The organism is Mycobacterium sp. (assembly GCF_044342925.1).
GTDB lineage: Bacteria > Actinomycetota > Actinomycetes > Mycobacteriales > Mycobacteriaceae > Mycobacterium.
Genome location: NZ_JBIIOV010000022.1, coordinates 16130 through 27434 on the forward strand (window position 1 = coordinate 16130; position 11305 = coordinate 27434).

The window sequence follows — 11305 nt, forward strand, 5'->3', positions numbered from 1 at the left end:
ATGGCCAGCCACCCCCATCCGCGCACCGGTGCGCTGTTCGCCTCGCCGGTGCCGCCGGGGTCCGGGTGGCCGGGCGACCCCGCGACCGCGGCGACCCCGGTGGCGCACGACGCGGGGCAGGTCGCCCAACTGGCCACCGCTGTCGACGATCTGGGAGTCCTGGATGCCGAGGTGAGCGTCTGCCGGGCCTGCCCACGGCTGGTCGCCTGGCGCGAAGAGGTGGCCGTGGTCAAGCGGCGGGCATTCGCCGACGAACCCTATTGGGGCAGGCCGATAACGGGGTGGGGATCGCTACAGCCCAAGATTCTGATCCTCGGTCTCGCCCCCGCCGCGCACGGCGGAAACCGAACCGGGCGGGTCTTCACCGGCGACCGTTCGGGCGACCAGCTGTTCGCCGCGCTGCACCGCGCCGGACTGGTGAGCACACCGGACAGCGTCGACGCCGCCGACGGACTGCGGACCGACGACGTTCGGATCGTCGCGGCCGTGCGGTGCGCGCCGCCCGGAAACGCCCCGACGCCGGCCGAGCGGGCGACGTGCGAGCCATGGCTGGCGGCCGAATGGCGCCTGATCGCCCCGCACGTCCGGGTGGTGGTGGCACTCGGCGGGTTCGCCTGGCAGGCCGCCCTGCGGCTACTGGGCGACGAATTGGCAGGCGCTAAGCCCAAATTCGGGCACGCGGCGGTCGCGGAGTTGCCCTCCGGTGTGACACTGCTCGGCTGCTACCACCCCAGCCAACAGAACATGTTCACCGGCCGGCTGACCCCGGCGATGCTGGATGACATTTTTTCCGAAGTCAGGGAACGAGCCGGATGACCGGGATCGGCCGGCTAGTGCGGGCCTGGTATGCGTCGTAGCGGTTGGCGTTGTTGGCGTTGACGATTCGCCATAGCCGGGCGTAGTCCGGGTCGTCGGGCAGCACCGCCTGCGCGGTGACCCTGAACCGGCGCGGTCCGACGTTCACCTCCACCTCCGGGTTGGCCTTCAGGTTGTGGTACCAGCCCGGAGAGCGCCGGTCGCCGCCGTTGGATGCCACCACTAGGTAGTTGTCACCGTCTCGAGCATAGGACAGCGAATTAGTGCGCGGCAGGCCGGTTTTCGCCCCGACGGTATGTAGCAGCAGGCTGTTGGGGGCGCCGGGGATGCGGTGCCCGATCCATCCGTTGCTGCGCTGATACACCCCGTCGTGCACCCGCACGAACGTCATCATGGCCTTGTCGGCCAGCCCGCTCACGGCAGCACCGCCAACGCGTCACGCAGAATCCGTCCGGTGGATTCCCGGTCGGGGTCGCGGCGCAGCAGCATGCCCTTGGCGAAGGAGAGTTTGTCGCCGTCGCGCCGGGGGACCACGTGCAGGTGGATGTGGAAGACCGATTGGAAGGCCGACATTCCGTCGTTGATGGCGATGTTGTTGCCGGTCGCGCCCAGCCCGGAGGCGCGGGTGGCCTGTGCGATGCGCTGCCCGACGGTCAGCAGGCCGGCCAGCAGCGGAGCCGGGGTGTCGGTGAGGTCCACACTGTGCTGCTTCGGGATCACCAGGGTGTGCCCGCGGGTGAACGGGCGGATGTCGAGGAAGCCGAGATAGTCGTCGTCCTCGTAGACGCGGACGGCCGGTGCGTTCCCGGCGACGATTTCGCAGAAGACACAGGACATCCGACAACCGTAGCGGTTTGGCGGCGTTGCCAGCGGCTACGCTCCCGTGGGTGGACGCCACCGACCTCGCCTTCGCCGGCGCCGCTGAGCAGGCCCGCCTGCTCGCAGCTGGCGCCATCACCGCTCCGGCCCTGCTGGAGCGCTACCTGGACCGCATCGCGCGGATCGACCGGGAAGTGCGCAGCTTTCGGGTGGTCATGGCCGCCAGCGCCCGTGAAGAAGCCGCTTCCGCCCAGGCTCTGCTCGATGCCGGCGAACGGCTTCCGCTGCTGGGTGTTCCGATCGCGATCAAGGACGACGTCGACGTTGCCGGGGAGTTCACCTGCTACGGCAGCAGCGCCCACGACATGCCCGCCAACCGCGACGGCGAGGTGGTGCGCAGGCTTCGCGAGGCCGGCGCGGTCATCATCGGCAAGACAGCGGTTCCGGAGATGATGCTGTGGCCGTTCACCGAGACGGTGGCCTTCGGCGCCACTCACAACCCGTGGGATCTGGCCTACACGCCGGGCGGCAGCAGCGGTGGTAGCGCCGCGGCGGTGGCGGCCGGTCTGGCGGCGATGGCGCTGGGCTCCGACGGCGCCGGATCCATCCGGATCCCGGCGACGTGGTGCGGGCTGTTCGGCCTCAAACCGCAGCGCGACCGGGTGCCGATCGGCCCGCACGAGGACGCCTGGTTGGGGTTGAGCGTCAACGGGCCGCTGTGCCGGACGGTGGAGGACGCCGCACTGTTCCTCGACGCCACCCACACCGGCAAGGCGCCGCGTGGCGGGTTCGTCAAAGCGGCTGCCCGCAAGCCGGGACGGTTGCGAATCGCGTTGAGTGCCAAGCTGCCTCCGACGATGGTGGCCCGGGTCGGCCGCGCCCAGCAGCGGGCGCTCGACGGGGTGGAGAAGCTGCTGCGCGATCTCGGCCACGAGGTGCTCTGGCACGACCCCGACTATCCGGCGTGGGCGATGTACGGCCATGTGCTGCCCCGGATGTGGCGCGGGGTGTACGAGGACGTGCAGAAGATGCCGCACGCGGAGCGACTGGAGCCGCGGACCCGCTCCATAGCCAGGATCGGCAGCCTGATCTCCGAGCGCCGGATCAACCGGGTGCGCGCCGCCGAATCCACGCTGGCCGCCCGGGTGCTGTCGATGTTCGACGACTTCGACGTGCTGATCACGCCGGGCACAGCGACGGGACCGTCGCGGATCGGCCAGTATCAGCACCGCGGCGGTGTGAGCACGCTGTCGCTGGTGGCGGCCCGGGTGCCGTTCAATGCCATCTTCAATGCGACGGGCCAGCCAGCGGCGTCGGTGCCGTGGTTCCTGGACGGCGAGGTGTTGCCGGTGTCGGTACAACTCGTCGGCCGGCCTTCTGACGAGGCCACGCTGCTGGCGTTGAGCAAGCAGATCGAGGCGGCGCGGCCCTGGGCCAACCGGCGGCCGCCGGTGTCATGAGCATCGACATGTCATGAGCGTCGACATCGAGTCGACCGGCCTGCTCGACGGATTGACCGGGGAGGCGCGTGCCGAGCGTGCCGCCCTGATCCCCTGGCTACTGGATCAGGGCATCACCGTCGAGGAGATCCGGCATTCGTTCGCCCCGATGTTGCTCCCCGCCCGCCGCGCCCTCGGCGACGACGGGTCCTACGTCTCGGCCCGCGAGATCAGTGCCGAGGCCGGTCTCGATCTACACGAGCTGATGCGGTTCCAGCGCGCGGCCGGTCTGCCCCAGGTCGATGATCCCGACGCGCCCGCCTTCATGCGCGCCGACGCCGCCCCCGCGGTGCACATCAAGCGTTTCCTGGACCTGGGATTGGATCGCGATCGGCTGTTGATTGTGGTTCGCGTTCTGACGGAGGGACTTTCGCACGCAACCGAGGAAATGCGATCGGCGGCCCTGGGCGCTGTGCTGCACCCCGGCGTGAGCGAGTTGGAGATCGCCCAAGCCTCGCAGGCTCTGATGGCCGTGGCGGCTCCGCTGCTGGGCCCGATGATCCAGGATCTGCTACTGCTGCAACTGCGGCATGCGATGCAGACCGAGGCCGTCAACGCCAACGAACGGGCCGAGGGCGTGCCGCTGCCCGGCTCCCGGATGGTGGGCGCGGCGTTCGCAGATCTGGTCGGCTTCACCCGCCTCGGCGAGGAGCTGCCCCCCGAGAACCTCGAACAGCTGGCCAACCGCCTGGCCGACCTCGCTCGCGACGTCGTGGTGGCTCCGGTGCGGTTCATCAAGACCATCGGCGACGCGGTCATGTTCGTCTCGCCGGACACCGCCGCACTGCTGGAGGTGATGCTGGCCTTGCTGGACGCCGCGGCCGCCGACGAGACGCTGCCCCGGCTGCGGGTGGGGGTGGCCTACGGGGCCGCGGTGAGCCGCGCCGGCGACTGGTTCGGCAGCCCGGTGAACCTCGCCAGCCGGGTGACGTCGGCGGCCCGGCCGGGTGCGGTGCTGGTGGCCGAAGCGGCGCGCCAGCAGATCGGCGACGACCCGCGGTTCCGCTGGTCCAACGCCGGGGCCAAGCGCCTCAAGAACATTGCTGGTGAGGTCAGGGTGTACCGGGCGCGACGGGCCGAGGCGGAGACGGCCTCAGCGGCGCGGTGACGCCGATGCTGGAGTTCGTGGCCGAGCCCTACCGGCACTGGCTTTTCACCAGCGCCCACGGCGATCAGCTTCGCGTGGTCCCGGAACGCGGCGGGCTGGTGACCGGCTGGGCGTGCGGTGGCCGCGAGCGGCTGTATCTCGATCAGCAGCGCTTCGCCGACCCGGCGAACAGTGTGCGCGGCGGCATCCCGGTGCTGTTCCCGATCTGTAGCAGCCTTCCGGGCAATCGACTGGACCTGCCCCAGGGCAGCTTTGCGATGAACCAGCACGGGTTCGCCCGTGATCTCCCGTGGCAGCTGCGGGCGCTGGAAGACGGGCGGGGGATCGAACTGACCGTGGGGCACAGCGACGTCACACTGGCCCAGTATCCGTTTCCCCCCCGCGCCGCACCGTGTGCGTCGAACCCTGGACGGCGCCCCCTGGCGGGGTGCCCGCCGGTGACCGCTGCCTGTGGCTACAGCCGGGCCAGCGGCAGCTGCTGGGATGCCGCTTTCGGATTTCAGCGCTTGCGCAGGACGGCCCAGCCGCCGCCGACCAGCGCGGCGACCAGTAGGACCATCGCCCAACCGGGGCTGACCAGCCACCAGACCAGAGCGGCCCCGATGAGGACGGGCGATACGGCGAACACCGCCATCCCTGGATGCTGCCGCATGACGTCGCGGGCGGCGCGGGCACGCTGAGGGTCGAGCTCTTTTCCTGCCATCAGGCCATTATCCAGTCGTGCGGGGTTTGGTCGAGCGGTTTCTCCGGGCCGCGCCGCCGCTTCGACCCCTAAGCTGACCCTATGGTTGACGTACCTGGCGATGATGACCTGCCCGAAGTTCCCGGGGATGATGATCTTCCCGAAGTTCCCGGGGATGATGATCTTCCCGAAGTGCCCGGCGATAACGACCTGCCGGAGGTCCCTGGCTGGTAGTCCGGGGGACTTAGGCCCGCGTAGTCCGGGGGACTTAGGCCCGCGTAGTCCGGGGGACTCAGGCCCGCGTCATCTCCCAATAAGCGCCCCGCCGCGCCATCAACTCCGCGTGGCTGCCCTGCTCGACGATCCGCCCGTCGTCCATGACGACGATCAGGTCGGCGTCGCGGATCGTGGAGAGCCGGTGGGCGATGATGAAACTGGTTCGTCCGCGGCGTAATTCGACCATCGCCTGCTGAACCAAAAGCTCGGTGCGGGTGTCCACCGAACTGGTGGCCTCGTCGAGAATCAGCAACTGCGGCCTGGCCAGGAGTGCGCGGGCAATGGTGATGAGCTGCCGTTCCCCCGCACTGATGGTCGTCGCGTCATCGCCGAGCCGAGTCTCATAGCCGTCGGGCAGGGCGCGAACAAAGGAGTCCACCCGCGCGGCGCGGGCCGCGGCGACGATCTCCTCCTTGGAGGCGTCCGGCCGACCGTAAGCGATGTTCTCGGCGATGGTGCCGCCGAAGAGCCAGGCGTCCTGCAACACCATGCCGATCCGCGAGCGCAACGACTGCCGGCTTACCGTCCTGATGTCGATACCGTCGAGGAGAATGCGGCCGGCGTCGACGTCGTAGAACCGCATCAGCAGGTTCACCAGTGTCGTCTTGCCCGCGCCGGTGGGCCCGACGATCGCGACCACGCTGCCCGGCGGTGCCGTCAGCGATACATCCTGGACCACCGGGCTGCCGGGACGGTAACTGAAGTCGACGTTTTCGAAGTCGACGCGACCCGGCCCTTCGGGCAGTTCGGCTGGCGCAGAGGGTGATTCCTCCGGTTCGTCGAGGAAGTCGAACACCCTCTCCGCGCTGGCCGCCCCGGACTGCAGGGTGTTGTACATCCCGGCCAGTTGGGTCAGTGGCTGGTTGAATTGGCGGACGTACTGAATGAACGCCTGCACGCTGCCGAGGGTGATCTGCCCCGTGGCCACCTGGAAGCCTCCCACCACGGCGACGGCCACATAGCTGAGGTTGCCGATGATCATGGTGGCCGGCGACACCAGCCCGGAGAAGAACTGTGCGCCGAACCCCGCGTGGTAGACGTCGGCGTTGAGCGAGTCGAACTTCTCCTGCGCGACCGCCCGGTGGCCGAAGGTTTTGACCACCGTGAAGCCGCTGTAGGTCTCCTCGACATGCGCGTTGAGCCGGCCGGTGTTGGCCCACTGCGCCACGAACAGTGTCCGCGAGCGGCGGGTGATCAGCCGGATGACCCACAGCGACAACGGAACCAGTGCCAGGGTGATCAGTGCCAGCAACGGGGAGATGACCACCATCATCACCAGGACCGCGACCACTGTCAGCGCCGCGGTGAGCAACTGGCTGATGGTCAGCGACACTGACGTCGCGATGTTGTCGACATCGTTGGTCACCCGGCTGAGCAGTTCCCCGCGCTGGCGGGAGTCGAAATAAGACAGCGGAAGCCGGTGGATCTTGGCTTCGACGTCGGCGCGCAACGCTGTTACGGTGCGCTGAACGATCACGTTCAGCAGCCGAGCCTGACCCCAGATCAAGAGGGCGGCAAGCAGATACAAGACCAGCGCCAGCAGCAGCGTTCGGCCGACCGCGGTGAAGTCGACGCCTTGACCGGGCACCGCGTTGGTACCGGACAGCAGATCGGCGAATCTGCCGTCGCCGCGGGCGCGGGCTTCTGCGACGGCCTCTTCCTTGGAGATACCGGCCGGCAGCCGGCGGCCGAGGAACCCGTTGAACAACAGATCGGTGGCATGCCCCAGGACACGCGGACCGATGACCGACAGCACGATGCCGCCGACCGACATCGCCAACAGTGCCGCGGTCGGCCAGCGGTGCGGAGTCAGCCGTCGCAGCAGTCTGAGCATCGTGCCCCGGAAGTCGCGGGATCGTGCCAGCGCCGGGTCGGCCAGCATGGCCCGCACCCCGGGCCGCATCGGTGGGGCGGTCACGGTTCGCCCCCGACGGCGGCCATGCTCTGAGACTCGGCGAACTCGGCATACGTCGGGCACTCGTCGAGCAATTCCTGATGCGTACCGACGCCCACCACCCGCCCGCCGTCCAGGACGACGATTTGATCCGCAGCCGCTACCGTCGAAATCCGCTGGGCCACAACGATGACCGCCGCATCGGCGGCAGCATCACGCATGGCGGCCCGCACCCGCGCGTCGGTGTGGACGTCAAGAGCGGAGAACGAATCGTCGAACAGATAGACCGCCGGCCGGCGGATCATCGCTCGCGCGATGGCCAGGCGCTGGCGCTGACCCCCCGAGACGTTGATGCCGCCCTGGGCGATGCGCATCCCCAGCCCGTCCGGATCCGCGCGAACGAAGTCGTCGGCCGCGGCCATCCGAAGCGCGTCCCACATCTGCTCCTCGTCTGCATCGGCTTTGCCGTACCGCAGGTTCTCGGCCGCCGTGCCGGAGAACAGATAGCCGCGCTGCGGGACCAGTCCCAGCGACGACCACAGGTCCTCGGTGGCGTAGTCGCGCACGTCGATGCCATCGAGACGCACCGAACCTGAGGTGACGTCGTACAGCCGGCACATCAGCGCCACCAGCGTCGACTTCCCCGACCCGGTCCCCCCGACGATCGCCGTCGTCGTCCCCGGCGTCGCGGTGAACGTCACTGCTTGCAGCACAGGGCGTTCCGCGCCCGGGTAGGAGAATGTCACGTCGTGCAGGCTCAGCGTGCCGCGGATACCGCCGGGCGGGTGACGCGGGGAATCCGGCTCGGCCAGACTCGACCGGGTTGTGAGCACCTCGGTGATCCGTTCGGCGCACACCGAGGCGCGGGGCAGTATCACCATGATCAGCGTGGCCATCAGCACCGCCATCAGGATCTGCATGAAGTACGAGAGGAACGCGATCAGCGAGCCGACTTGCATGCGGCCGTCGTCGATGCGCACGCCCCCGAACCAGATCAGCGCGACGCTGGAGATGTTGATCGTCAGGGTGGTCACCGGCAGCATCAGTGCCTGCCAGCGCCCCGCGGTCAGAGCGGCCTGCGACACCGCCCCGTTGGCCGCGGCGAACCGCCGCTGTTCGATCGGCTCCCGGGTGAAGGCCCGCACCACCCGGATCCCGGACAACTGCTCGCGCAACACCCGGTTGATGCCGTCGATGAGGCGCTGCATGCTGCGAAAGACCGGCAGCATGCGGGCGACGATCAGATAGTTGGCGATACCCAGGACCGGCACGCTGACCGCCAGCAGCCAGGACAGCCCGGCATCCTGGTGCACCGCCATGACGATTCCGCCGATGCACATGATCGGCGCGGTCACCAGCACGGTCGCCGTCATCTGCACCAGAGTTTGGATCTGCTGGACGTCGTTGGTAGTCCGGGTGAGCAACGACGGCGCCGAGAATCGCGCCGTCTCCGCCTCGGAAAAGCCGACGACGTGGTGGAACAAAGCCGTCCGCACGTCCCGGCCGAAACCCATTCCGGTGCGCGACCCGAAATACACCGCCCCCACCGCGCAGGCGCCCTGCAGAGCCGTCACGGCCAGCATCACCAACCCCAGTCGGGCGATCAGACCGGTGTTCCCGGCCGCGACCCCGTCGTCGATGATCGCCGCGTTGACGGTCGGCAGATACAGCGATGCCAGCGTGCTGAAGATTTGCAGAACCATCACCGCCGCCACCAGTCGCCGGTACGGCCGAAGGTACCGCCGCACCAGCGCCACGAGCATTTCGTTACTGTCCCACACCTGCCCCATGCCCGCGTTGGCCGACAAACCGCCTGTTCAGCCGGTGTGTCCGCGGCCAGGGCGGCTGCTGACGCTACAGTGCTTCTGTGACAATCAGCAGGTCCGCATGACGACGGTGCGCAAATTCACCGCTGGCTTGGCCGCGGTGGCGGCGATCGGGGCGCTTTCGGCGTGCTCGACGTCGTCGGATCCCGACCAGCCGCAGAGCCAGCAGCAGGATTCCGAAGCGCCAGCTCCCGGAGAGGGCAAACACGGGCCGATGTTCGCCGAGTGCGGCGGCATCAGCGACCAGGTCATGGCCGAGCAGACCCGGGTTACCGGCTTGGTCAAGACCGCGGTGAACTCGGTGGGGTGCCAGTGGCTCGCCGGCGGCGGCATCCTCGGCCCGCATTTCTCCTTCAACTGGTTCCGCGGCAGCCCTATCGGGCGCGAACGCAAGACCGAGGAACTTTCCCGGACCAGCGTCGAGGACATCAACATCGAGGGCTATGACGGGTTCATCGCGGTGGGCAGCGACCCCATGCTCGGCGACAGCCTATGCGAGATCGGCATCCAGTTCGACGACGACTTCATCGAGTGGTCGGTCAGCTTCGCCGAGAAGCCCTACCCACCGGCGTGCGACGTCGCCAAGGAACTGACCCGCCAATCGATTGTGAACGCGAAATGAGCCGGCTTATGCGTCGTCGACTCACCGCCGGCGTCCTCGCGGCGGTGATCTCACCGATTGTGCTCGCCGGGTGCGCCAACACCGTCGGGGGCACCGCGATGAAGGCCGGTACCGGCCCCGCGCGCGGAGACAACTCCGCGGAGAAGTACCCCAACCTGCTCAAGGAGTGCGACGTCCTGACCGCCGACGTGCTGGCCAAGACGGTCGGCGCCGATCCGCTGGACATCCAGAGCACCTTCGTCGGCGCGGTCTGCCGGTGGCAGGCCGCCAACCCGGCGGGACTGATCGACATCACCCGGTTCTGGTACGAGCAGGGCAGCCTGAACAACGAGCGCAAGGTCGCCGAGATCCTTGAGTACCCGACCGAGAACAAGACGATCAACGGAGTCGCCTCGATCATCATGCGCAAAGAAGGTCCCAGCGGCGGCTGTGGTGTCGCCAGCGACGCCGCCGGTGTGGTGGGCTGGTGGATCAACCCCCAGGCACCCGGGATCGACGCCTGCGGTCAGGCCATCAAACTGATGGAACTGACGCTGGCCACCAACAGCTGATCAGGCCGCTGATCAGGACTGGGGCGCTGCCATTTCCTCCCGTTTGGCCAGCGCCAACTCCCGGATCCTGGCGAGGTCGGAGTCGGTGTAGACCCCGTTGACACCGGAGATCGCGGCCAGCTTCATGCCGTGCTTCAGCCCGAGCCGGTAGATCTCCTTGACCTTCTCCCATTCGATATTGCGCCCGACGGTGAACGTCTCGTAGCGGCCCTCGAGCGCCAGAACGATGGTCTCGGCCAGGCAGGCGTAGGCGATGCCCTTCGGCAGGCCGATTCCCTTCATCTGCGGATCGCCGGGCAGTTCGATCTCCCCGGACTCGATGACCAGCACATCGGGCCGCTTGGACACATCCTCTGCCGACAGGTCCAACGGCCGCGCGACATCGGTGATGACCGCACCCGGCTTCACCTTCATGATGTCGAGTACCTTCTTGCCGGCCCCCGAGGTGGCCGTGACGATGACATCCATGTCGGCGATGTGCTCGTCGGCGTTGGCGCCGACGTGGATCACCGCCCGCGGGTTCTCCCGCTCGATGTCCTCCTTCAGCGCCAACAGCTTGGCCGGTTCGATGGACACCAGCCACAATTCGTCGGCGGCCATCGCCAACAGTCGCGCACACACCGAACCGATGGCGCCGGTCGCGCCGACCACCATCGCCTTGCCCTTGATGTGGCCCTTCTCGTCCACTTCCGCGATGCCGAGTCGGCGGACCGCGTCGTGGGCGGCCCACAGCGCGCCCGAGGCGCTGTAGGAGTTTCCCGTGGTGATGGGAAGCGGTGCGCGCTTGGCCACCGTGACGCCGGCGTCGCCGACGACCTTGGTGAACGCGCCGAGCCCCATGATCTGGGCGCCCATCTTCTGTGCCATGTCGGCCGCGGCGAGCAGGCGTGAGTAGGTGAACTCCGGATCGTGCGCCATCAGTTCCTTCGGGGTGCCGCCGACGGTGATGAGCCAGCCTTCGACCTCAGCGCCCGTCGGCGACGTGATGCCGGTGACATGGCTGTAGACGAACGGCGGTGCGTGCGCCATCAGCTTCTCCACGCCGTCCATGAACATCCCCGGCGCCACGTCGGCGATGGCATCGAGCGGCTTCACATTGCGGAAGTACTCCTGGGACAGCGGGTGGATCACGAAAGCGAACCGGGACCTCCGCTTGAAGCCGCTCGGGTACAGGATCCTCGGCTCCAGTTCCGCGGACTGGATCATCTCGAG

General features: G+C 68.3%; 10 protein-coding genes and 1 pseudogene. 6 read left to right on the forward strand and 5 right to left on the reverse strand.

Going from position 1 to position 11305, the window contains the following annotated elements; translation table 11 throughout:
* Positions 1-816 carry a uracil-DNA glycosylase gene (locus tag ADBZ6I_RS04250; RefSeq protein WP_526381194.1) on the forward strand — a complete coding sequence of 272 codons (816 nt, stop codon included), beginning with the start codon at positions 1-3 and terminating at the stop codon, positions 814-816.
* Here ADBZ6I_RS04250 and ADBZ6I_RS04255 read toward each other — a convergent pair.
* A complete protein-coding gene (locus tag ADBZ6I_RS04255) occupies positions 797-1210 on the reverse strand; it encodes a nitroreductase family deazaflavin-dependent oxidoreductase (protein ID WP_526381210.1) in 414 nt (137 codons plus the stop codon). The genes ADBZ6I_RS04250 and ADBZ6I_RS04255 overlap by 20 nt on opposite strands.
* Before the next feature lie 20 nt (positions 1211-1230).
* Entirely contained in the window at positions 1231-1653 is a 423-nt protein-coding gene (locus tag ADBZ6I_RS04260; RefSeq protein WP_526381196.1) for an HIT family protein, read from the reverse strand.
* Between the two features lie 50 nt (positions 1654-1703).
* Here ADBZ6I_RS04260 and ADBZ6I_RS04265 point away from each other — a divergent pair, with 50 nt between their 5' ends.
* The 3 genes from ADBZ6I_RS04265 to ADBZ6I_RS04275 are packed head-to-tail and all read left to right on the forward strand — an operon-like array spanning position 1704 to position 4922.
* Positions 1704-3095 (forward strand): amidase, encoded by a 1392-nt coding sequence (locus ADBZ6I_RS04265; protein ID WP_526381198.1) that lies wholly within the window; start codon positions 1704-1706, stop codon positions 3093-3095.
* Positions 3096-3108: 13 nt separating this feature from the next.
* Complete coding sequence (locus tag ADBZ6I_RS04270) at positions 3109-4242, forward strand: adenylate/guanylate cyclase domain-containing protein (RefSeq protein ID WP_526381200.1); 1134 nt, start codon at positions 3109-3111, stop codon at positions 4240-4242.
* Positions 4243-4247: 5 nt separating this feature from the next.
* The gene (locus ADBZ6I_RS04275) at positions 4248-4922 is read left to right on the forward strand and encodes an aldose epimerase family protein (protein WP_526381202.1); all 675 of its coding nucleotides are present in this window, start codon (positions 4248-4250) and stop codon (positions 4920-4922) included.
* A 294-nt stretch (positions 4923-5216) separates the two neighbouring features.
* Here ADBZ6I_RS04275 and ADBZ6I_RS04280 read toward each other — a convergent pair whose 3' ends face one another.
* Positions 5217-7103, reverse strand: a complete 1887-nt coding sequence (locus ADBZ6I_RS04280) for an ABC transporter ATP-binding protein (protein WP_526381212.1) — start codon at positions 7101-7103, stop codon at positions 5217-5219.
* An 11-nt stretch (positions 7104-7114) separates the two neighbouring features.
* Positions 7115-8857: an ABC transporter ATP-binding protein gene (locus ADBZ6I_RS04285; protein ID WP_526381204.1), complete on the reverse strand. Its 1743-nt coding sequence runs from the start codon at positions 8855-8857 to the stop codon at positions 7115-7117.
* 124 nt (positions 8858-8981) lie between these two features.
* Here ADBZ6I_RS04285 and ADBZ6I_RS04290 point away from each other — a divergent pair, with 124 nt between their 5' ends.
* A complete protein-coding gene (locus ADBZ6I_RS04290; protein WP_526381206.1) occupies positions 8982-9542 on the forward strand; it encodes a DUF3558 family protein in 561 nt (186 codons plus the stop codon).
* On the forward strand, positions 9539-10093 hold the full coding sequence (locus tag ADBZ6I_RS04295; RefSeq protein WP_526381208.1) for a DUF3558 family protein: 555 nt from the start codon (positions 9539-9541) through the stop codon (positions 10091-10093). Before ADBZ6I_RS04290 ends, ADBZ6I_RS04295 begins: the two co-directional genes overlap by 4 nt.
* A gap of 12 nt (positions 10094-10105) precedes the next feature.
* On the opposite strand, the pseudogene ADBZ6I_RS04300 reads toward ADBZ6I_RS04295, so the two are convergent.
* Positions 10106-11305 (reverse strand): annotated as a pseudogene (locus ADBZ6I_RS04300) (dehydrogenase); the annotation flags it as partial.

What these genes read in the sequence shown, in the direction of transcription:
- ADBZ6I_RS04250 (WP_526381194.1), top strand. Translation starts at nt 1, where the DNA reads ATGGCCAGCCACCCCCATCCGCGCACCGGTGCGCTGTTCGCCTCGCCG.
- ADBZ6I_RS04255 (WP_526381210.1), bottom strand. Translation starts at nt 1,210, where the DNA reads ATGATGACGTTCGTGCGGGTGCACGACGGGGTGTATCAGCGCAGCAAC.
- ADBZ6I_RS04260 (WP_526381196.1), bottom strand. Translation starts at nt 1,653, where the DNA reads ATGTCCTGTGTCTTCTGCGAAATCGTCGCCGGGAACGCACCGGCCGTC.
- ADBZ6I_RS04270 (WP_526381200.1), top strand. Translation starts at nt 3,109, where the DNA reads ATGAGCGTCGACATCGAGTCGACCGGCCTGCTCGACGGATTGACCGGG.
- ADBZ6I_RS04275 (WP_526381202.1), top strand. Translation starts at nt 4,248, where the DNA reads ATGCTGGAGTTCGTGGCCGAGCCCTACCGGCACTGGCTTTTCACCAGC.
- ADBZ6I_RS04280 (WP_526381212.1), bottom strand. Translation starts at nt 7,103, where the DNA reads ATGCGGCCCGGGGTGCGGGCCATGCTGGCCGACCCGGCGCTGGCACGA.
- ADBZ6I_RS04285 (WP_526381204.1), bottom strand. Translation starts at nt 8,857, where the DNA reads ATGCTCGTGGCGCTGGTGCGGCGGTACCTTCGGCCGTACCGGCGACTG.
- ADBZ6I_RS04290 (WP_526381206.1), top strand. Translation starts at nt 8,982, where the DNA reads ATGACGACGGTGCGCAAATTCACCGCTGGCTTGGCCGCGGTGGCGGCG.
- ADBZ6I_RS04295 (WP_526381208.1), top strand. Translation starts at nt 9,539, where the DNA reads ATGAGCCGGCTTATGCGTCGTCGACTCACCGCCGGCGTCCTCGCGGCG.